The organism is Gordonia sp. CPCC 205333, from assembly GCF_048537885.1.
GTDB lineage: Bacteria > Actinomycetota > Actinomycetes > Mycobacteriales > Mycobacteriaceae > Gordonia.
Window position 1 is genome coordinate 586939 of sequence record NZ_JBCLVI010000004.1, and the last position, 21467, is coordinate 608405.

A 21467-nucleotide genomic window follows, 5' to 3' on the forward strand; every position below is an offset into this window, starting at 1 on the left:
GCAGCTAAATCATAGGACAAATCTTTCAACCTTTCCCTGGTTTCGGCAACCTATTCTTAACAGTCAACGGTTTAATCACCCGAGACTTGTCCCGTTCAGCATTCGCAGCCACCCTCGCGCGACGATCAGCCTCCGCCTTCTCAGCTTCCAATCGCCGTTGACGAACCCGACCTTCGACCAACGCCACCAGCTCGTCGCCCAATTCAGTACGATCAAAGGTTGCCAAAATCATCGCGGCCCCGTTCGCAGCCGCAAGCTGACTCTCATCGGACCCTACTAGTTTAGCCTCAAAGTGTTTTCGGTATAACGCGTAGCCTTCGTCAACCCTCCCCACGGCGCAAGTAGCGAGCAGCCCAAGCATTCCCGGAAAAGCCCACGGCGGCTCATCGTCCCGAAGCATTGCCTCTACCAATGCGTCCAGAGTCGGCACCTCGTCACAAATGCGCTGAAAAGCGGAATGCACGGCCGACGCATAGCGATGCGCACGTTCCACATCGGCAATTTGCCCCGATTCCTCGTCTATAGCAATCTTCCAGCGATCGGGCGAGACCACGAGGGCACCAAGACCGACACCCCACACCCGACCGTCGCCATATTGTGTGCCTCGTTACAATTCTTGCACACGGGCAGAAACTAACCGAAAACTTGTCGCCACTTCCGCAAATACGGCATCGGACCTGTCTTCGATACCTAATTCGACGACAAGATCGATATAAACACTGTAACCATCGGAAATATCATATTCCAACCGCTTATTCTCTACAAGCCTAAGCTTAGAATCCTTGGACAACCTGCTATATAGCTGAGCAGCGACCAAGTTCTCAATCCGACAGATCAAAGATCGCCCTGTTGCCACCATCCTTTACCTGCCAATCTGACTATTGGACCACGACGCCGCCACATCGCCGCTCCTACTCGGAGTACTTTCCGGATGGAGCCGACATTTCGGATAACTGAGATTCCGATAAGCGAGCGCCTTTCGTCGCGTATACTTTCGGGCGCCGGCTCCTGCATTTGCTTAAAATAGATACTTTGGCTCTTCCGTGATTTCACGTGACACTTCGACATCGCCACACTTCTTGCCGACTATAAAGGGAAGATTCTGTGCGGCAGAGTTCACATGATTCCACACTCGACCGTATGTGGCTGGATTTGGTCGATCAAAATCAGGATTATCTAAGCGAGCCGCCGGATATCGGATTACTCCTCCCTGACCATCCGAAAAGGCAGGGTTCTCCCAGAATTCCGATCGGAATCCGTTGAGGACACCAAGATATTCAAATTTCCGATATCCGGTTTCAGCACCATGGACTATAGCAGCAAACTTGGCCAGCTCAGGTCTTACGTCTACCGGAATGTGCCAGGATGATGCCTCACGAGTCGCTGGGATTGGTGTGCAGAACGCGTACAACGCCGCAGCCGTAACGCGCCGATAACGCGATACTGCAGCGACCACCGAAACAGCCGCGTGCCGCTCGTCATCAGACACGATGCCAACCAGCACCCCAGGCCCCAGATCTTGTGGATTCATACGATCTTCGTTCCGGCACCAACTGCATCCACATGGCTGGCAAGATTGGCGAGGCTCCCATGTTTTGAGATCAGGTACTTTTGGCCGTCCGCCAGAATATTTGCCGAAAGTGTACTCCGATACACATTTCCCGTCGCCATTCCTTTGAATAGCGATTGCTGCGCTGAGGTATGCGGGAAGCGATCCATGTACGCCTGCTCCACGCCTGTGCGAAGTCGGGACGTACTGTTAGTCATACGCTCAAGTGGTCTAAGTTCCAAATGCGAGCGAAATGGATTAACACTGTGACGATATCTTGCCGAGCTAAAACGAGTCGCTTTGCCGATATACTGCAAGTTTCCCGATTTGTCGAACAGCCCGTAAACTCCGCCACACATTTTCAAACCCAGCGGATCAATCCACGTGTGCGGGTTGTGCACGTATGCGGTGGCCGAAGCAGGGTTGGGAGCCACGCCCAGCGGATCGCTACTCGTGTAGCTACCCGTCTCCGGGTGATAGTACCGGTGTCGGTTGTAGTGCAGCCCGGTCTCGGGATCGAACTGTTGCCCAGCGAATCTCAGCACCGTTGAGGCGCCTGCCCATCGAGTCTGTCCCCAGACTGTGGAACTGGCCCGGCCGGCGATCCGCCCGGAAGCGGGGTCGATCAATTCGGTCGGCGCACCGTTGAGGTCGGCGACAATTGCATAGAACTCAGCGTCAATCGACGCCTGCGAACTTGCGACCGATCCGACGGCGGACGGCTGCCCGGTGAATCCGTCACCTGCACCTACACCTGGGCTGTAATGCCGTGCGTGCTGCTCTAGCGGGTCGCCAGTGGCAGGGTGATAAGTCCAGACCCACGCCGAAGCACCACCCGCACCGAGTCCGGCGCGGGGAGTGTGTGCCGTGTTGACCTGGATGGCGAGGTCATCGCCGTCCCAACCGAATACAACTGAATCCAGTAATCGCCCGTCGGCGGACGTATGCCGCTTGGAAACACGCCGGCCGAAAGCGTCGTACCCGTAGCGCCACCGCGTGCCATCAGGTGACAACACAGTGCGGATCTGGCCATTGGTGGTGTACTCGAAACGTGTCACCGACGGCTTACGCGACAACCTGGACGTCGTCTGCATGACCATCTGACCAGCAGCGTCGTAGGAGAAGCGTGATCGACCCGCGCGAGTCACATGTGTGCCGGCCGAACCCACACGATCCGACTGTTCAACGCGAGCGACGCCGGCGATCGGCGAGGAGGCCACTCCTTCTGAACTACTCGCGACGCCGTCGCTCGCCGCCAGCACGCCAGCCGGCGAGTACGCGTACCGCTCTTCCTCACGAGACTGATCAAGTGATGACGATAAGACGCGCCCCACTGAGTCGAGCCCGAACCGCTTAGTCCGTCCCGACGCCAGGTCCGTCAATGATTCGACGTAGGTGTCGGACCGATACGACCATCTGCGGCCTCCGACCACCCGCGCATCCGAGCTGCCGGAGCGAGGATCGCCAGCCGCACCGATCTGCAGAGAAGTCAGCCGGTTCCGAGAGTCGTATCCAAACCCTAGCCGCGACAAGGACCCGATGGCCCGCCCTGCTTCGCGGCCGATTTGATCGTAAGAGAATCGCAAGCCGTCGATACCGGTCGCCCCGCCGACACCAGCATCCGGGCCAGCCGTAACGACCGAGCCGATCCGGCCGGATGGATCAAACTCGAACAGAGTCGACCACACGCCTCCGGCCGGACCCAACCGTGATCCGTCCACCGTGCGGGTGACGCTCAACTCGTCGGGCGACCACCGCCACGAGACCGAGACATCATTCACTGTCTCTCCGACGATCAGACCCGAGTCATCGCGCTGGTATTCCACGCGCGCGTCATTGTTAACCGCCGAGACGAGCTCGCCCGCCGCGTTGAATTCAAAATTCTTGACGTCGTCGTCCGCGCTGACACGTACTACCCTGCCAACGGCGTCATACTCGGTGACCGAACGACGACCCAACGCATCGATACGAGATATACCGCGACCCGCCGCGTCGTATTCGTACGACGTAACCGCGTCATTGAAATCGGATTCCGATCGGACGCGGCCAGCCTCATCCCGGTCGAACCGCCAGATCATTCCATCAGGATTAGTTACTGCGACGGGTTCACCCTGCGTCGAGTAACTCGTGCGCAATTGCCCGCCGTCTGCCACCACAGATACCAGGGGCAAATCCATCGGGCCGAACTCACTGGCTACCCGATGACCGGCCTCGTCGACCGCCGCCACCAGATTGCCTTCGCCGTCATACTCACCGGTTTGAGTTGTGCCGTCCGGATTCGTCTGCAGAGTCAGCAGGTGATCGGGATTCCAGACTTGAGTCGTGGTATTGCCCTCGGGATCGGTCGCTTCGACAATATTGCCGAATGCGTCGTAGACATATGTCCATACGCGCGCACCGGGTTCCACAACTAATGTCGGCCGTCCCGCGTCATCGCACGTGACTTCGGTCGTTAGGCCCGATGAATCCACAATTCGGGAGAGAACCGATCCAGAAGTCCTAAATTCGAACTCGCGAACCGTTCTGCGGCCATTGGGATCGATGATCGACGTGACATTTCCCGCGGCGTCCACCTCAAGCTCGGTTACGCGGCCCATCGCGTCGACCTGCCGAACCGGCACGCCCAATCCTGCGAACAGTGTCGACGTCCGCGCGCCATCCGGTTCGGTGGTCGCGGTAACAGCACCGAACTCGTCTCGTTCGATCAGCGTCTCGCCACCAACTGCGTCGACAACCGACACAACCGCGTGATTCCGATGACTGTAGGTGGTCACTCCGCCGGCAGGATCAATGTGTTGCCACATATCTCCATCAGCAGTCGAGCGGAATACATGAACCCTCAACCGCCCCAGCATTTCATCTACGACGGGGGCTTCCGGTTCAACTCGTCCGACACTGATTGAGCCATCGCGAGCGTCAATATGGAATTCGATGCCAGCGACGGACAGACCGTGCTCGCTGATAGCTGACGCCAGCGGCAACGAGGCGAGGCGATCGAGCCTCGTATCGATTCCAACGAGATCGACAGTGGAGTCGAGTTCGGTGACCGATTCGATCAATGCGAGCACATGACCGGCGGCCGGCGCACCTTCGTAGGTGTCCCGCAAATGCACGAACGCATTCGCATACACACCACCCGTACCAGCTTGAACCGCGACGCGACCCATGTCGTCATATCGGTGACGATACGAATGCCCATTCCGATCGGTCCAGCCGATCAACCGGTGATCACCGTCGTATTCGTAGCGAAGGGCCTGCCCTGACCAATTGGTCACCGCAACGAGGTCATTTGAAGACGAATAGTCGAATTGCCGAACGACGTCGGATTTACCGTCACCGTTAACGGTCAATTGGGCGACCAAACCAGTGGCTTCGTCAGTGCTGACTTCGACCGTGGCACCACCGGAATGCCGCAGTCGCGCAATGTGCCCGCTCTGAGTGTCGTATTCGACGTCGATGCGATGCCCAGAGTGGTGCACTATCGCCGACACACCGATAACCAGCGACATGTCCAGCGCTCCACCAATACTGGACGCGCTGATAGGACCGCCGGATTCCAGCGACGACCTTTCACCGAACAGAGCGAATTCATACGTCACGCCTGTTCGAACATCACGCATGCGGTAAGCGCCATCGACGAAAGACAACGGCATGGTGCCGACCTCGGGCATCACCTCGTTCTCATCCGACGGGTTTGCGTACCGAAGGACCGCCGCATCAGCGGTGAGTACCGTGACTCCGTCGGCGTCGACCTCAACTCGAGCGTCGAGCGTCGAGCACCACGATGGGCCGAATAGACGTCCAGCACGGAATGACGAGATATGTGACCGCTCGAGAATCAGCGGGAAGGCCGCGTCGATCCGCAAATCGACTTCGGTATCGATCAACTCACCCGACGCCGCGTCGACGGGCTCGCCGCACGAGAATACGTTCTTAACGCCCTTAGCGAACTTGCTTTCGCTCGCCAGCTTCCCGAGCTTACCCACTTGGCCGAGCTTGCCGACTCCAGGAATAACCCCCACCGCGTCCATGGCGAACTGTCCCCACGACTTATTTCCGGTCAGAGCCAACGCCGCACTGATCGCCAGACCGATTCCAGCCAGCGCGCCGCCGATGATCGTTCCCAAGCCTGGGAACATCGCAAGAATGCCGCCAGCGAATAACAAAAGTTCCGATATCTTTCCCAGAATATCGGCGTGATCATCAATCCAATCGCCGACGCCCTTCCAGAAGGCGTTCCAGCCCGACGGATTCTTCTCGAACGGGGTGTCGTGCTCCTTGTCGATGACACCCTTCGCCGTCGTCGACGCCGTTTCCATCGCCGTATGAACGCCATTAGCCTTTGTCAAAAGGCCATTCCACGCGCCCATCATATTGTGATAATGGGTCCACGCGGCGGCCAACTCGGCGCGCACCCGATTCGCGTGTGCCTCGGCAGCGGCGAAGGCCGAATCCGCCTGAGTCTCATTCGCAACCGCAGCCGGTAAACCCGGTGTCGCAGCGGCGGCTGTGACCGCAACCTTGGCTTGCGTCAAATTTCCCGACGCCGTCGCCTCTGCGCCCTCGGCACCCACCAACTCGGCCTCTAGTCGGTTGACGTTATGCGCAGCCGTCTGCACTGCCTGATGCGACCCCGGCGCCTGAGCGCGAATCGACGTCATCAGCGTGTGCTCAGTGGTGAACACCCCACCGAACGCCTTGATACCGGTGCCGACATTGCGATGCGCCGTCGCCGCTTTGGTTAGCCAATCAGGCAACCGATCATCAAGCTTCGACCGAAATTTTTCAGCCTCATCGCCTTGAAAATCAGCAGTGTTCAGCGACCGCAATAGACGAGCAGCATTGTCCGAATGGTCGGCAAAATCCAGGTACTTCTGCGCACCCGACACCACCGACGCTGGCGTGCCCCCCAACCACATCGGCGACGAATCTACCGGAGCCGTAAATGTCTCCAACGGAGGCAACAGCGCAGCAGGCATTAACTTTCACCCTCCTGAAAGAACCAGCAACGAATCAGCCGAGACCGCACCCGGAATCAGCCATGCAAAATGGTGTTATTAATACCCTTCTGCATTGACAACACCTGCTGCGAATTGTCACCCAAGGTCTGCCTAATCTGTGTCAGCACCTGAGTAATCGAGTCGAATCCGCGGGAAACCTTGCCGTGAATCCCCGAATAGGTCTCATGCTCGTCGCCCGACCATGCCGAAGCCAACTTCGTCACATGTTCTTCGAGTTCATCCACCGCCGACTGCAGATTGGTGGCTGCGGTCTCCACTCGCTCCTCAGCCTGCTGCGCCGCACCATGGTCATACGAATAATCCGTCATCACACGCTCCAATCAAAAGAATAACGGGCAAAGAAGTCGAACTTAGATGTTGGTGTTCTCGGCATCGTGGAAGTTCATATGAGCACCTGCCGAACGAACCGTATCGTTCTGGTCCGACTCACCGCGGGTGTAGTCCGACGACACTTGCTCGGTTCGAGCCCCTAACTGCCCCAGGGCCTTATTCACCTGGTCAGCCGCGGACTTCCACTGATCCTTCAGACCCGACAACGCTTCCTTTGCGCCACCGTCAATCTTCCCCAGCAGGTCATCCATCGCCGACTCGAACTCAGATGAATTCGACGTGAACTTCCCTACCGCATCCTGCAAATTCGAAGCATGCCCCTTCACCGCAGCATGCTCGACCGAAAAGAAACCAGCCATGATATGTCCTCCCAGTTACCCGAACTAACTACCTACGACAAATGCCAACATTAGCGGTAACGGATCGCCACCGCAATAATTCAAATCATCCACCCGGACCACGCGGAGCGTTGCGACCGCTGCCCGGCCCCTGCATCGAATCTGGCAGTTGCAGGGTCGGCAACTTCGGCGATCCCAGATCGGGCGCCGGGCCAAACGGGATGCGTGCGCCGCCCGGCAAGGGGATCTCCGGGACAGTCACCGACGGCGCGGGGATTCCGCGACGCGTCACGGTCGCATGCATCAGGTAGACGTTGTAACTAGACCACTGCGACATGGTGAAGTACAGATCATTCCCCTTCGACCACGGGTGGATGCTCGCCCCGTAAATCGACGGATAGTTGGCGGCAGACGCGATCACCTGCGGCGACGTCCACGGCCCCTGCGGATTCGCCGCTTGTCGCAGCACGATGCCGTTGTTGAAGACGTCGGTCGAGATCATCAGCCAACGTCGGAGCGACGGGCTGTACTGCACCGAAACCTCGCCTACGCCACCGGAGACCACCGAACGCGGCTCAGCGGTGAGTCCCTTCTGCCAGTGGGTACCCGTCCAGTACTGATACGCCGCTCGGTACATGATCTGATTCGCCGGCACGCGGGCGACGTAGACGCCACCGACGCGGCCTTGTTCGGTGCCGAACATGTAAACCATGCCACCGCGCTTCGCGAGAGCGGGCATCTGGAAGTTGCGAGCCGGACCGGCGTTGGTCCAGAAGGCAGTGCCCGACTTTCGCCAGGTTGCGCCGTTATCACCCGATACGGCGATACCCGAGTAATTCGACGTCCATGAACCCGGAGCGGGACCGTAACGGCGGATCGATGCGTACGAGAGGTATTGCTTGCCGCCGATCGAAATTCCCGACGTCGGCAACGTCGTGACCTCCGAACCGTTGACGCGGCGAGCGGGAATCACTTCCCGCGCGTGATTCGCCCGGTTGCTCAGAAATGAGCTGTAGCTCATCTGGTTGAGATTGCGGGTTGAGCTGTAGGCCAAAGTGTTGACACGCCAATCGAATCCGGTCGGCGCCGACGTACCGGTATCACCGGCATAACCCGATCCTTGCTTTCCCCCCTGCTTCAGATTGACGTACGGCAACGCGGGAAACGGGATCTCCTTGGGCATGATCGGCAGATTGAAACCCGCACCACTCACATACGGCGGCTGACCGCTCGACTCGCCTTTTGGCCGTGGAGTCCCGAAGGTGTCGCCGAACATGGTGATGACCTGGCCGTTGCCGTTGTCCCACATGACCGCGTTACCCGCGCCCGCGACGCCCCATTTGGTGTCGGTGTGATCAGCGGACTGCGACCCGGTCAGCTTTGTGACGAAGGCATTGGTCACACCACCCTTGGTAATCGGCTGGCCGTTGCCACGCTTCTCGCCGACGTTCTCCGTCTTCGGCGTTGGGTACAGATCATTACCCGGACCGGTCGGGGCCGGCGAATTCTGATCGGGTACCACCGTCACCGGCGCTTTGTCATCGCCACCCTTCGGCAGTTCCGGAACGGCCGGGGCCGGGGGAACGATCATCGCCGCGTTCTGCACATTCGGCACACTCAATTGCGGCTGAGCGTTGAGATTTGGTGCCTGCGCCTGTTGCGAATTGCCGGAGTTCGACGAGCAGCTCGCGAGTGCCAACGTCGCCGACAAACTCAATACGCACCCCGCGACGACACGCTTCTTCGTAGTCGTGGTGTTCATCTGAATGTTCCTCATCCCCACGATTCAGCGCCCGTACCGGCCGGCGAACGCATGTACTTTTTCCAAGAATCCCGGCGTCGAATTGAATTGCGCCACCGACGCGGCCCAACCATCCGACTTACGAAGGTCGCCACCGGCCGCACAGAGGTATCGCGCGACGGTCAGCGTCGCATCGTCGAAGTTGTCCGGATCAGCCTTGCCGTCGTTGTCGGCGTCGGTCGCGAATTGTTCCCATTTGCTGGGCATGATCTGCATCGGTCCCATGGTGACGTCAATGGTGTCGTTACCGTCGTAACGTCCGGCGTCGGTGTCAGGGATTGGCTTCGCACGTTCAGGATTCGCCTGAGTCAGGCCACGTAATTGCGGTGAGACGATGCCGTCGTTCCCGATGGACGAGCCGTCGGCGCTGCCGTGTTCGCTGGCGACCGCGCCTATTGCCGCGAGAGTTGACCAGCCGATTCCACAACCGGGAACGGCCTTATCCATCGCCGCCGCAGCGTATGCGTAGGACTGCAGGGCACGCACCGGAATACCGTATGGCTCGCTATGCAGTTGCGACCATGCCCTCAACTGCACCGACGGGACGTCCTGTTTGGCCGAATCCTCGTCCTTGCTCAGTCGCGACGAACATCCCGCGACCAGCACAACGGCCAACAGAACACCCATGACGCCCATGGCTTTTCGCATGTATCGAATCCCTCCGACCCGCTCGCGCAGCATGTTACCGCACTCGTTAGCCGGACAAATGGAGAGGCCATTCGTTTGCATGCGTAGCGACTACTGCTTTCGGCGCAGAAGTCTTCTACACCGGCCGGGGCGCTGCAACTTCAATGCCCTACATTGCCACATGCAGTGATATGAATCACATTTCATGCAGCGAAGTCGCCGGTAAACCTGTCTACCCAGTTTGACGCTATCTCTTGGCGAGAGCGATTATCGCTCCTCCCGCCAGCGCGACGATCGTGCCAACCAATGCGAGATACACGCCGATCCCGAGTTTGAAATCGCCATCGACAAGGACAGCACTGGCGACCGCTCCTGCGACACCAATCGCCCCCACAATTAGAGTCGGACGTTTCCAGGCTTCGGAGTACTTACCGATCAACCGCGTGAACCCGACAATCAGGAGCACGATGCCCGCCGCTGCCACCGCCCAATGGAGCCTGCTCGACTGATAGGTGACCTCAAGGGTGTCGGTGCTGTGGGTTGTGCCGAACCCCGTTATCGTCGCGGCGTCGTCAATCTTCGCGACGTACCAGACGAGTGGATACGACGCCAAAGCCAGAATCGATCCGACAATCGTCACGACGGCGCCAATTGAGAACCCGGAATAGTCCGCGACTGCCGGTACTGACGGAGTTCCCTGCGATACCGCCCCGTGTGGCGATTGTTGTTCTGTCATCTCGATGTCCCTCAGACTAGTTGCGCGGGACACCTCGCCCCCGCCTCGGTGGAAGAGTACGACACGACATCGATCGACGCCGGTTTGGTGTCATTTCTCCGACCCACATTCGCCTAACGTCACGGAGTCTCGCTTTACACCAGCCGCTGACTTACCGCGTCGGGCAAATGCCGCAGCGCATACGACAGGGGCACCCAGGGCCAATTCGGCACCGGCGCGAACCGCGGTTCCGCTTCGATCGCCTTCACCAGCGCTCGCACGCCGTCGTCGGTCTTCGACATCAACTTGGTCTTCACGCCACGGTTGATATCGGTCTCGATATATCCCGGTGCGATTACCGACACGGTAATCGGCGAGTTAGCGAATTCCGCCTGCAGACCCTGCCCCAGTGCCGACAGGCCGGCCTTCGAGGCCGAATACGCCGCTTGCGCTTTGGGCAATCCGCGGATCGCGCTCATCGAACTGATCAGGACGAGATGACCGGCATTCTGTTCGCGGAAGATTTCCAGTGCCGCCTCGATCTGAGCAACTGCCCCAATGAGATTCGTCTGAATCGTCTCGATATTGGCGTGCATTCTGCCGGTGCCCAGCGGCGCGCCCTTGCCAAGTCCGGCGTTGACGATCACGCGATCAAGACCGCCGAGTTGGTCCGCGAGATCGCGGAACGCAGGACCAACGCGGTCGACGTCGGTCACATCGACCGTCGCCGTCGCGACCCGCTCCGCGTCCGCCACGATTTCGGCGGCCAGGGCATCGAGCTTCTCGGCTCGACGCGCACATAGGGCCAACGCTCGCCCCTTCTTCGCGAACTCACGGGCCATGCCCTCGCCAAGGCCCGAGCTGGCACCGCTGATAAGGATCTTCTGCCGTTTGGTCATGGCCGCCAACCTACCTGCCGGGTTACCAACTCGTGGCACCGAATCCCCCTCTATCAGGGTGTACGGTCGGGAGTCATGGGGCGAATTACCACGCGCAGACCGCTGACGAAAATCACCGTCGGTCGCGATCCGCAGCGTCGCGTCGACACTCTCGCCGTCGAAGAACCCCTCGAGATCCGCATCAACGGCAATGCATTAGCCGTCACGATGCGCACCCCCGGCCACGACGTCGAACTCGCCGCAGGTTTCCTCGTCTCCGAAGGAGCCATCTGCCGCACCGAACAATTCCGGGCGGCGATCCACTGCGGTGGACCGGGTTCGGGCGGCGGCGGGAACGAGTACAACATTCTCGACATCGCACTTACCCCCGACGCGGTGGTGCCGGCCACCGCTGCGCGCAACTTCTACACGAGTAGTTCGTGTGGCCTGTGCGGCAAAGCCAGCATCGATGCGGTTAAGACCGTGTCGAATTTCGACGTCGCCGCGGACACAGTCACTCTCGATGCCGAATTTCTCGCCACTTTCCCCGACCGACTACGCGAGCGTCAATCCGCCTTCGACAAGACCGGGGGTCTCCACGCGGCGGCCCTATTCGATGCGACATCGGGTGAGTTGCTGGTTCTTCGCGAAGACATTGGGCGGCATAACGCCGTTGACAAGGTTGTCGGCTGGGCCTTGTTGAGCAATCGACTTCCCTTGCGCGCCAGCGTGTTACAGGTATCTGGACGCGCGAGTTTCGAACTAGTCCAGAAGGCCGTGATGGCCGGGATCCCGATATTGGCCGCGGTATCCGCGCCGTCGTCGCTCGCGGCCGAACTCGCCGAAGCGTCCGGAACTACTCTCGTCGGCTTTCTCCGTGGCGAGACGATGAATGTCTACTCCCGTCCCGACCGAATCCTCGCCGAATCCAGTCTCTCGGCCATTCCGGGATGACCCACAGCCGCCGCGCCCTCACCTTCCAGCCCAGGAAAGCGATCCCCGATGACCATCGATCACACACCAAAACCCAAGGTGCACAATTCTATTCCGACATCGATTGCCGAACCAGCACCCACGCTCGCCGGTCGGGTTCCCGGATTGGCTCCCAACGAACCGCGCCAGGGTGGTTTCGGCCCGCTCACCGACGGCAACTGGTCGAGTAGGCCGTATCACCACGCGGCAGCGTCGTGGGGCGCGGCGCAATCGGTTGGCCTTATCCTTGCCAAACAGCGCGAACTTGGTCGCGGCACCCATTCGATGTTCGTCATGAATCACACCGACGGTTTCGACTGTCCGGGCTGCGCTTGGCCCGACGACAACAAACTTACTCTCGACTTCTGCGAGAACGGCGTCAAACACGTCACCTGGGAGATGACCCCCAAGCGTGTCGACAATCGCTTCTTCGCCGACCACACGGTGACCGAACTCGCCGACTGGACCGACTTCGACCTGGAAAACCAGGGGCGGCTGACTGAACCGATGCGTTACGACGCGCAGACTGACCGCTACCTGCCGATTTCCTGGGCCAGTGCATTCGAAATTATCGGCGGCACACTGAGATCGCTGGCGACACCAAACCAAGCGTCGTTCTACACATCGGGTCGCCTGAGCAACGAGGCGACCTTCCTCTACCAACTGCTGGCCCGCGAATATGGCACCAACAATGTTCCTGACTGCTCCAACATGTGCCACGAAGCGTCTGGCCGAGCGCTCACCGCATCGATCGGCACCGGCAAAGGCACCGTCGACACCCACGACTGGGAGCGGGCCGACCTCCTATTCGTGATGGGCAACAATGCGGCATCGAACGCACCGCGCATGTTGACCGCACTCGCCGAGGCCACCCGACGCGGGGCGAAGATCGTGCACATCAATCCGATGGTCGAAGTTGGTGCGACGAAAACTATTGTGCCGCATGAGATGTTGGAGATGGCCCGGTTCCGGGCCACCAAGACCTCGGACCTCAACCTCCAGGTGCGTCCCGGCGGGGATCTCGCCCTCATCCGCGGTGTCGCGAAGACTGTATTTGAAACCGCGGCAACCGATCCCAGCGTTCTCGACAACGAGTTCCTGGCTGAGTACACCCATCAGCTGGCCGAGTACCGGGCATTGGTCGAGTCGACTCCGTGGGACACCATCATCACCCAGTCCGGACTTCCCGGGGAACTGATCCGGGAAGTCGGACGCTGGTACGTCGAATCCGACAAGACCATCATCAGCTGGTGTCTGGGCATCACCCAACATGAGCACGGCGTGGATACCGTCCGCGAAATCATGAATCTCCTTCTGCTGCGTGGAAATATCGGCCGCGAGGGGGCCGGGCCGTCGCCGGTACGCGGGCATTCCAATGTGCAGGGCAACCGCACCTGCGGAATCAACCACCGCCCCACCGCCGCCTTCCTCGACAAGCTCGACGAAGTATGTGGCATTGTTTCTCCACGTGAGCACGGCCTGGACACGGTGACCACCATTGAGGCGATGAATGCCGGCGAGGTCAAGGTATTCGTCGGGATGGGCGGCAATTTCGTGATGGCTGCCCCCGATACCGCGTATACCGCTGCGGGACTTCGCAATTGCGATCTCACCGTGCAGGTGAGCACCAAACTCAACCGCAGCCATTTGGTGCACGGACGCGAAGCGCTCATCCTCCCCTGCCTCGGCCGCACGGAGAGGGACGAACGTGCCGGCGGTCTGCAAGGACAGACCGTCGAGGACGCGATGAGCATGGTGCATATCTCGCGCGGCAAGCGACGCCCCGCATCGACGCAGTTGATGTCGGAGCCCGCGATTCTGGCCGGCATCGCCGAATCGACGTTGCCCGACAGTGCGACTCCGTGGTCGTGGTACTCCGACGACTATGACCGAATCCGCGATGTGATGGCGAAGGTATTGCCCGGCTTCGAGGGGTTCAACGACCTCGTCAAACAGCCGGGCGGATTTCGCATCCCGCAACCAGCCAGGGAACGCGACTTCCGCACATCATCGGGTAAAGCGGAGTTCTCGCTGGCACCGCTGCCCAATGTGATCCCCGACGCCGCTGAGGTCCTGATCCTGCAAACCATGCGCAGTCACGACCAGTGGAACACCACCATTTACTCCAATAACGACCGGTATCGCGGTATCAAGAATATCCGCGAATTGATCTTCATGAACGAGGATGACATGACCGAGCGCGGCCTCTCGGAGGGTGATTTCGTCGACATCACCTCGACGTCGAAAGACGGTTCGGTCCGCACGATTCGCCGCTTCCGCGCACTGCGGTACGACCTACCCAGGGGTGCCGCCGCCGGCTATATGCCCGAATGCAATGCACTGATCGGCATCGCCGATTACAGCACCCAGAGCGACCAGCCGCTGATGAAGAACGTGCCGGTACGGGTGACACCGACAGCGGAGTAGCCCCTCCGATCGTTCGAGGACCAGCCATCGCTCGTACGAGAGCAGCACCTCGCGCTCGTCGAGCACCACCCATGCTCGTGCGAGAGCAGCACCTCGCGCTCATCGAGCACCACCCATCGAGCGGGCGAGAGCAGCCCCTCCGCTCGTCGAGTGCCAGCCATCGAGCTTGCGAGAGGGCTGGTGTATCGAGACGCGGTGCGCCGACCTCGCGAGCCGACCACAACGCCGCCAGCCGTCAACTATTTCAGCAACCGCGACATCCGACGGTCCGCCAGCACCTTTCCCCCGGTCTGACACGTCGGGCAGTACTGAAATGACCTGTCGGCGAATGACACTTCGCGGACAGTGTCACCGCATACCGGACACGGAAGCCCGGTTCGCGCGTGAACACGGAGTCCAGTTCGCTTCTCCGACTTCATCTTTGCGACCTCGCGCCCCTCCAACCGCGACGTCGCATCGGCGAGGACCGCTCGGATCGCTTCGTACAAACCGTCCAGCTGCTCCGAGGTCAAGTTCTTCGACGTCGCGAATGGCGAGAGCTTCGCGGTGTGCAGGATCTCATCCGAATACGCGTTGCCGACGCCGGCGAGGACCCGCTGATCGGTGAGGACATTCTTGACCCGGGCACCCGTTGTGCCGAGCAAGTCGCCGAAGTCGTTGCGAGACAGGCTCAGTACGTCCGGCCCCAGCGTCGCGATCCGCTCGACGTCTTCGGGTTTGCGGACCACCCATACCGCCAGGCGTTTCTGCGTACCGGCTTCGGTGACGTCGAATCCCTCACCCGGCATGCCGCAATGCACTCGTAATGCGATGGGGCCCTTGCCCCCAGGACGCGGCGGTGTCGGCGAGAGGTTCTCGCTCCACCGGAGCCATCCCGCGCGGGATAGGTGAATGATCAGATCAATGACCGGCTCGGCGTCGTCGGGCCCATCGGCACCGTGCGTCGTTTCGATGATCAGATATTTGCCGATGCGGTGCACGCGGGAGATGGTCCGACCGGCCAACGCGGTGTAGGGCGGGTCAGCTGTCTTCAACACAGCCAGGGATGCGACGTCGACGCGTCGGATCGGGAAACCCGCCGCGCGGTCGTCGAGGAAGTTGGCGATCGCTGCCACCTCGGGAAGCTCGGGCATGATATCTAGTGTGCCGTACGCCACGGTGTAACACGCGCTTTCGACGTCTCGCGGCACGCCATCACCGCTGCCTGCGTAGCATCGGAAGGAATGTCTTCCCGATATACCGACGCCGACCTCGCTGCCCACATTGCCCAGGGTGCAGGAGAGATCTTGGTCGGCGTGCGCCACCAACACCTACTCGACGGCCGTCAGCTCGGCGACGTCGGCGACGCAATGGCCCAGGCATGGATCTCGACAGTCCTGCGCCGACACCGCCGTCACGACGCGGTGTTATCCGAGGAAGCCGAAGACGTCGGCGACCGGTCGACGGCCGAACGCGTTTGGATCATCGACCCACTCGACGGCACCCGCGAGTTCGCGTCGGGTACCACCGACTGGGCCGTGCACGTGGCGCTCACCGAAGGCGGTCGCCCGACGGTGGCCGCGGTGTCGTTGCCCGCCAAAGGCGAACTCTTCCGCTCAGACGAGGTCGAGCCGCTGACGGGTGAACTCACCGGCCGAATCGCGACCTCGCGCTTCGGCGGTTCTTATGAAAGTTCGTGGGTTGCCAACCGTCTGTCCCTGGATATGGTGCAGATCGGGTCGGCCGGCGCCAAGGCGATGGCTGTGGTGCGTGGCTCAGTCGACGCCTACGTGCACGGCGGCGGCCAATACGAGTGGGACAATTGCGCGCCGGTCGGCGTCGCCCTTGCCGCCGGGCTGCACTGCAGCCGCCTCGACGGTTCGGAGATCGTCTACAACAACACGACACACGCCTACCTGCCCGACTTCGTCATCTGCCGCGAGGAACTTCGCGACGACATTCTGCGCGCGCTGTCTGAAGTGTGGTGAGCCCGCGGGCAGAAGTTCCGACCCGGTGAAATCTCATCCCCCGCACGGGTTTCGAAGGGCAATATGCCCTTCGAGGGCGTTCACGGGGACGAGATTTACTTGCGCAGCAGGTAGATATCCATAATCCAGCCGATCCGGGCTCGCGCTTCCTCGCGCGCCGACCGGATCTGCTCTCCGACGTCACCGACTCGGCCGCTGATCAAGATCTCGTCGTCGGATCCGACATATGCGCCCCACCAGATCTCGTCGTTCGCGTCGGCGGTCGCCAAGAAGGCAAGGTCGCCGTCGAGCATCACGATCTGGTTGCCCGCAACCTCTTTCGGCGTCTCCGGCAGGCGACGCCCGGTGGTTATGTGAATCGGTTCGCCGATCCGGTGCGCGACGATTCCGTGCGCGGCCGTCAACGCCGACGCGCTGGTCACACCTGCGATCACCTCAACATCCAGTGTCAGGCCCTCAAGCGCCGCAAGCTGTTCGACGATACGCAAGGTGCTGTCATACAGCGCTGGGTCACCCCAGACCAGGAATGCCGCCACGCCGCCGTCAGGTATCTGCGATCGGAGGACCGAGGCGATCGCATCCACCCGCGCACGATGCCAGCGCCGAACCTCGGCGTCATAGTCGGCCGGCCGACGATCTCGCGGCGGATCGGCAATCTCGACGACGCGATGGTCAGGCGGTGCGTATGCCTGCAGGATCGCGGTCCGCGCGTCGAGCAACGACTTCTTCGCCGTGCCCTTATCCAGCATCAGAAACGCATCGACACCGGCCATCGCTTCGATCGCCTGGACAGTGACCTGTTTGACGCCGCCGGGCCCGATCCCGATGACGCGCAGCCTGATTCGATGGTCAGGCACGAATCTTGGGCAGGCCGTGAACCCTGGCGACCACGTCGAGGATCGCCTGGCGCGGCAGCAGACGTTGCGCCAAGAACACCAATCCGGCGCGATTTCCCTTGGCATACAGCGGTTTTGGGTCATCCGACAGCGCAGCGTCGACGATGACCTTCGCCATCACCGCAGTGTTCAGACCCTTGTCCTCGTTCTTCCGAGTCGTCGCGGCGAGCGTCTCGTATTCCGACTTGTACGGCGAGTCGTCACCGATGTAGATGGTCCGGCGGGTACCGATCCCGGTCGCGATCGTGCCCGGTTCGACGGTGAACATCCGAATTCCGTAGGGCGCCAATTCACGTCGGCTGGCCATCGCAAATGCCTTGAGTGCCGACTTGGTGGCGGCGTAGTTGGAGCGAAACGCCACCGGGAAACTCGACAACATCGAACCGACCATCACGACCGTGCCGGTCCGACGTTCCCGCATTCCGGGCAGCAGCGCTTTGGTGAGGGCGATCGGACCGAAGACATTGTTCGCGAACAGTTCCTCAATCGCTTCGATCGGTGTGTCCTCCAATGCACCGGCCTGCGACTCACCCGCGTTGTTGATGAGAATGTCAACGTCGCCCGCCGCTTTGGCGCAGTCGGCGATCGATGCGGCGTCGGCGTTGTCGAGTCGCAGATAAGTGACGCCCGGAACCTTGGTGGCGACAGTGTCTGGATTACGACTGGTGCCGAACACGGTGTGCCCACGCTGAACGAACAACCTGGCTGCCTCCGCACCGATGCCGTTGGACGCGCCGGTCACGAGAACGATTTTGGGATTTGCTGCGTAGTTTTCGGCCACGTGCCCCCGGCAGGATTCGAACCTGCGACACCCGCTTTAGGAGAGCGGTGCTCTATCCCCTGAGCTACGAGGGCGATGACGCGCCTGAAGCGTTGTCGTCAACGTGTGGAGTCTACGTGAGGTCAGGTCAGCGACACCAACTGACCAAGATCGTCATTGGGCAGATCGCCATCAACAACGGCGGTGACGGTCGTGTGGTTGAGCACAATGCTGCCGTTGTGGTTGTCGAGGAAGGCGGTGTCAGCCGCGTCGCGACCGGTTGCGATACGCACCAGGGTCTGGCGGGGCGCGAGGCAGGTGGCGTCGACGACTCGCCAATGCCCGTCGACGAAGGCCTCCGCTACGGCGTGGAAGTCCATTGGATCGCAGCCGGGGGCATAGACCGCGACCAGTCGGGCCGGGACGTTGACGGCGCGCAATACGGCGACGACGAGGTGCGCATAGTCGCGACACACGCCTGCACCAGCCAGCAAAGTGTCCGCGGCGCCGTCAATCGGGTCGCTCGACCCCGGTACGTAGTCGAGATGTGTTCCCACCCAGGCGGAAACCTTCTCGAGTAGCGCGGACGGCTCGGTGACGTCCCCGAATTCCTTTGCGGCGAAACCGAAGAACTTGTCCGCCTCGGCGTAGCGGCTCGGGCGCAGGTACAGCGACAGATCATAGTCGGACACCGGGGCAGGCTGGGTATTGCCGAGGATGGTGGCCTCGTACTTCGCCTGCAGGTTGCCGACGCCGGCATGCATCAGATGGATGCGGGTGCCGTGGGCGCCGCTGATCTCATGGACGTCCAGGGGTTGGCCGTTGAGTAGGAACGACAACGATTCGCTCACCTCGGTCCCCGGATGCGGTGCGATGGCGATCTGAAATTCCAGATCGGTCTCCCCGTTGATGTCGACGTCGAGATGGGCGGAAACTTCGCGTTTGAGCACGGGACTCCTCGTAGAGAAATGTATGGCATGGAGAATGACGGGGATGGACCGAAGGTACCAACTATCGGCGGTCTTCAAACATCGGTGACGACTACGTCACAGCGCCGAGGGTGAGTCAGCAGTGTGGTCCTAGGCCTAAATGGGCGACTGGTTGTCCCAGCCGATCGACACTCACGCCATCCGGGGACAGGCGGCGAACTCTCAACGATGCGCCAAGTACATCAAGATCGCCCGCACCCGGCGGTTCTCCGACTCCGGCGGCAAGTCCAGTTTGGTGAAGATGTTGGCGACATGTTTGGCGACCGCCGCATCCGAAACCACCAGCGTCGCAGCGATTTCGGAGTTGCTTGCCCCCTTCGCCATCAATTGGAGGACCTCTGACTCGCGCGGTGTCAGACGGTCGATCACATTCGGCGAGAACATCTTTGCGACGACCTCCGGGTCGATGACGACGCCGCCGGCGCAGACTGTGTCGACCGCCCGCAGAAAGTCGTCGACCCGCCCGACCCGTTCCTTCAGCAGGTACCCGACGGCTCCGGTCGCGCCCGACGTCGAATCGAGAAGTCGCCGCGCATAGGCGGCGGCGACATATTGCGACAACACCAGAACCGGCAGCCCGGGACGGCGTTCACGAAGCGTGACAGCCGCCCGAAGTCCGTCATCGCCATCGCCCGGCGGCATCCGGACGTCGGTGACCACCAGATCGATATCGTCAATATTGATGGCGCGCAATGCATCCGCGTCCGCGACTGTCGTCACCACGTCATGTCCCGCTCGCTGAAGTATGCGAACCAGCCCTTCGGTGAGCAGCACCGAATCCTCCGCGACAGCTATCCGCGCACCCACAGGCGTCGACTCCCTTCGGTCGATCCGATCATGACATATCGATCGAACCGCCGAAGACGTCGACCGCACCGACTCAGAGAACTTTCACCCAGCGCAATACCGTCGGCCCACCGCCTGGACTGGTCACCGTCAAAGTCGCGCCGAGCGCGTCCGCGCGTTCCATCAACCCTGCGAGCCCGGTGCCATTGGCGACGTCGGCCCCACCCACTCCGTCATCGGTGATTGTCATCATGATCTGCTCTCCCGCCTCCGACGTCGCGGCATCGAATTCGATGATCACCATCGACGCCTGACCGTGCTTGCTCGTGTTAGTGACGGCTTCGCTTGCGGTGTAATACATTCCACGCTCGGCATCGGCGGATAGGCGTCGGCCGCTCACCCAGCCCGCCTTCGGCAGGACGCGCACCGCGATCGGACCGCCCAATTCGGCGCACGCCGCCTCGATACCGAAATCATCGAGGACCTGCGGGTAAACGCCGCGGACCGTGTCGCGAAGGCCGGACAATGCCCGCTCGACTCGCGTTTGCGCCGCTTCGATGTCGGCGCGGACCTGTACGTCGTCGGTGGCTTGCGCGAGCTCACCCAACTGCATCGACGCTCCGACCAGATCTTGTTGCGGGCCATCGTGCAAGTCACGCTCGATGCGGCGCCGCTCGCCCTCGAATGAGGTCACCAGCACACCGCGCGACGACTGCAAGCTGACGACCAACGCGGCGAGCTCTTCCTCTCGGGGGCCGAGCAACCCACTCGCCAATGACGCGAACGCGGCCGATACGGCCCCGCAGAGATACAAGCCCACGATGCCGACCGGGATGGCGATCAGCACCAGCACCCATGATTCCGCAAACGAGTCGACAACCCACGGGCCCATATTGATCGACTCGTCAGTACTCGCGAACAGCGGCGAAAACAGCAGTGCGCCGAAGAATGCGCCGTAGATCAGCAACCCCAGACTGGCGAGCGGCGCAAATGCCGCCAGCACCAGCGAGTAGCCAACCTCACGCCAGGTCGCGGCCTCGCCCAACCGCGCGCCGGCCCGTTCAGTGATCGAGCCGGTCAAGTGCGGATGCGGGTCTCCGATCGACGGCACCCGCAGGAGCGCCACGCGCTGTCGCTCGATCTTGCCCAGCAGATATGACCACGCGGGAGCGAGCGGCAGCAGGAGGATCACCACGTAGGCGAAGAACAGCAGCCACCCGACCACCACGGTCACCGCCGCGTAGGCCAGGCCGCGCCATGGATCCGATGAGGTCAGGAATCGGCGCGGGGTCCCGCCGATAATCTGCCATGGCGATGGGCGTCGAGGCTTCGACGCTAGCGGAAGTTCCGGCGGGACTGCGGTCATCGTAGAAGTTGCCATACCTTCGACGCTATGGGGATTCGACGCGGC

18 protein-coding genes and 1 tRNA gene are annotated in these 21467 nt (G+C 61.1%); 3 read left to right on the top strand and 16 right to left on the bottom strand.

Going from position 1 to position 21467, the window contains the following annotated elements:
- Positions 1-25: 25 nt before the first annotated feature.
- From AAFP29_RS17260 to AAFP29_RS17300, 9 genes are all read right to left on the bottom strand, one after another.
- Positions 26-553 (bottom strand): hypothetical protein, encoded by a 528-nt coding sequence (locus AAFP29_RS17260; protein WP_419218621.1) that lies wholly within the window; start codon positions 551-553, stop codon positions 26-28.
- A gap of 465 nt (positions 554-1018) precedes the next feature.
- Positions 1019-1531: a hypothetical protein gene (locus AAFP29_RS17265; RefSeq protein ID WP_419218622.1), complete on the bottom strand. Its 513-nt coding sequence runs from the start codon at positions 1529-1531 to the stop codon at positions 1019-1021.
- Positions 1528-6528, bottom strand: coding sequence for an RHS repeat-associated core domain-containing protein (locus tag AAFP29_RS17270; protein ID WP_419218623.1), 5001 nt, complete (start codon positions 6526-6528; stop codon positions 1528-1530). Before AAFP29_RS17270 ends, AAFP29_RS17265 begins: the two co-directional genes overlap by 4 nt.
- Positions 6529-6584: 56 nt before the next feature.
- Positions 6585-6878, bottom strand: coding sequence for a WXG100 family type VII secretion target (locus AAFP29_RS17275; RefSeq protein WP_007317140.1), 294 nt, complete (start codon positions 6876-6878; stop codon positions 6585-6587).
- Positions 6879-6920: 42 nt separating this feature from the next.
- On the bottom strand, positions 6921-7259 hold the full coding sequence (locus AAFP29_RS17280; RefSeq protein WP_419218624.1) for a WXG100 family type VII secretion target: 339 nt from the start codon (positions 7257-7259) through the stop codon (positions 6921-6923).
- 85 nt (positions 7260-7344) lie between these two features.
- Positions 7345-9000, bottom strand: a complete 1656-nt coding sequence (locus tag AAFP29_RS17285) for a DUF4185 domain-containing protein (protein WP_419218625.1) — start codon at positions 8998-9000, stop codon at positions 7345-7347.
- 24 nt (positions 9001-9024) lie between these two features.
- Positions 9025-9687: a lytic murein transglycosylase gene (locus AAFP29_RS17290; RefSeq protein WP_419218626.1), complete on the bottom strand. Its 663-nt coding sequence runs from the start codon at positions 9685-9687 to the stop codon at positions 9025-9027.
- 226 nt (positions 9688-9913) lie between these two features.
- Entirely contained in the window at positions 9914-10402 is a 489-nt protein-coding gene (locus tag AAFP29_RS17295) for a hypothetical protein (protein WP_419218627.1), read from the bottom strand.
- A 134-nt stretch (positions 10403-10536) separates the two neighbouring features.
- Complete coding sequence (locus AAFP29_RS17300; protein WP_419218628.1) at positions 10537-11280, bottom strand: SDR family oxidoreductase; 744 nt, start codon at positions 11278-11280, stop codon at positions 10537-10539.
- Positions 11281-11355: 75 nt separating this feature from the next.
- Between AAFP29_RS17300 and fdhD the strand changes: the two genes are divergently transcribed.
- Together fdhD and AAFP29_RS17310 are read left to right on the top strand one after the other, a co-directional pair.
- Positions 11356-12213, top strand: a complete 858-nt coding sequence (gene fdhD / locus AAFP29_RS17305) for a formate dehydrogenase accessory sulfurtransferase FdhD (RefSeq protein ID WP_419218629.1) — start codon at positions 11356-11358, stop codon at positions 12211-12213.
- 48 nt (positions 12214-12261) lie between these two features.
- The gene (locus AAFP29_RS17310) at positions 12262-14658 is read left to right on the top strand and encodes an FdhF/YdeP family oxidoreductase (protein ID WP_419218630.1); all 2397 of its coding nucleotides are present in this window, start codon (positions 12262-12264) and stop codon (positions 14656-14658) included.
- 239 nt (positions 14659-14897) lie between these two features.
- Here the strand turns inward: AAFP29_RS17310 and AAFP29_RS17315 are convergent, their stop codons facing one another.
- Entirely contained in the window at positions 14898-15791 is an 894-nt protein-coding gene (locus AAFP29_RS17315; RefSeq protein ID WP_419218631.1) for a DNA-formamidopyrimidine glycosylase family protein, read from the bottom strand.
- Between the two features lie 90 nt (positions 15792-15881).
- On the opposite strand from AAFP29_RS17315, the gene AAFP29_RS17320 reads away from it, so the two are divergent.
- Positions 15882-16625 (top strand): 3'(2'),5'-bisphosphate nucleotidase CysQ, encoded by a 744-nt coding sequence (locus AAFP29_RS17320; RefSeq protein WP_419218632.1) that lies wholly within the window; start codon positions 15882-15884, stop codon positions 16623-16625.
- 95 nt (positions 16626-16720) lie between these two features.
- Here AAFP29_RS17320 and cobF read toward each other — a convergent pair whose 3' ends face one another.
- From cobF to AAFP29_RS17350, 6 genes are all read right to left on the bottom strand, one after another.
- Positions 16721-17482: a precorrin-6A synthase (deacetylating) gene (cobF, locus tag AAFP29_RS17325; RefSeq protein WP_419218633.1), complete on the bottom strand. Its 762-nt coding sequence runs from the start codon at positions 17480-17482 to the stop codon at positions 16721-16723.
- Positions 17475-18263, bottom strand: coding sequence for an SDR family NAD(P)-dependent oxidoreductase (locus AAFP29_RS17330; RefSeq protein ID WP_419218634.1), 789 nt, complete (start codon positions 18261-18263; stop codon positions 17475-17477). The genes cobF and AAFP29_RS17330 overlap by 8 nt, the downstream gene beginning before the upstream one ends.
- A gap of 40 nt (positions 18264-18303) precedes the next feature.
- Positions 18304-18376, bottom strand: a tRNA-Arg gene (locus AAFP29_RS17335).
- A 48-nt stretch (positions 18377-18424) separates the two neighbouring features.
- Complete coding sequence (locus AAFP29_RS17340; RefSeq protein ID WP_419218635.1) at positions 18425-19231, bottom strand: transglutaminase-like domain-containing protein; 807 nt, start codon at positions 19229-19231, stop codon at positions 18425-18427.
- Between the two features lie 201 nt (positions 19232-19432).
- Entirely contained in the window at positions 19433-20077 is a 645-nt protein-coding gene (locus AAFP29_RS17345; protein ID WP_419218636.1) for a response regulator, read from the bottom strand.
- 73 nt (positions 20078-20150) lie between these two features.
- Positions 20151-21437, bottom strand: coding sequence for a sensor histidine kinase (locus AAFP29_RS17350; RefSeq protein ID WP_419218637.1), 1287 nt, complete (start codon positions 21435-21437; stop codon positions 20151-20153).
- Between the last annotated feature and the right edge of the window lie 30 nt (positions 21438-21467).